Consider the following 869-nt stretch of genomic DNA (forward strand, 5'->3'; position numbering starts at 1 on the left):
CTGCGCCCACTCCGTCCGACCCAACACCTCCGCATCATCACCGAACACCACCGACTTCAAGTCCTCGCCCATCTGGGCGCAGACCTCATCGAAAGCATCGGCGAACACCGGAAACGCCTCGTACAACTCACGGCCCATCCCCAGGCGTTGCGCACCCTGCCCCGAGAACAGGAACGCGAGTTTGCCCTCGGCTCGGGCGGTGCCGGTGAGGACGCTCTCGTGGGGTCGGGCCGACGCGAGGGCGTCGAGGCCCGTGAGGAGGTCGTCGCGCGTGGTGCCGAGGACCGCGGCGCGGTGCGGGTGGGCGGTGCGGCTGGTGGCCAGTGACGCGGCCAGCTCGTACGGGTCCGCGTCCGGGCGGGCATGCAGGTGGGCGGCCAGGCGGTTCGCCTGGGCTCGCAGGCTGTCCTCGTCGCGTGCGGACAGTACCCAGGGCAGGACGGGCAGACGGGTGGGCGGCGTACCGGGTGCGGCGGGCTCCTCGGCAGGGGTTTGCGGGGCCTGTTCGATGATGGCGTGCGCGTTGGTGCCGCTGACGCCGAAGGCGGAGACGCCGACGCGCCGCGGGTGGTCGGCGTGCGGCCAGTCGACGGGGTCGGTGAGGAGCCGCACGTGGCCCGCTGTCCAGTCGACGTGGGTCGAGGGGCGTTCGGCGTGCAGGGTCGGGGGCAGGACCCCGTGCTGGAGGGCGAGCACGGTCTTGATGACGCCGACGACACCGGCCGCCGCCTGGGTGTGGCCGATGTTGGACTTCACGCTGCCCAGCAGGAGCGGCCGGTCGGCGAGGCGGCCCTGGCCGTAGGTGGCGAGCAGGGCCTGCGCCTCGATGGGGTCGCCGAGTGAGGTGCCGGTGCCGTGCGCCTCCACCG

Annotated in this window: 1 protein-coding gene; it reads right to left on the minus strand. The window is 73.1% G+C overall.

Going from position 1 to position 869, the window contains the following annotated elements; translation table 11 throughout:
• Nucleotides 1-869, minus strand: an 869-nt coding sequence (locus tag ACYVE9_RS28785; protein WP_461030819.1) for a ketoacyl-synthetase C-terminal extension domain-containing protein, incomplete at both ends; no start/stop codon positions are given.

The organism is Streptomyces sparsus, from assembly GCF_054776295.1.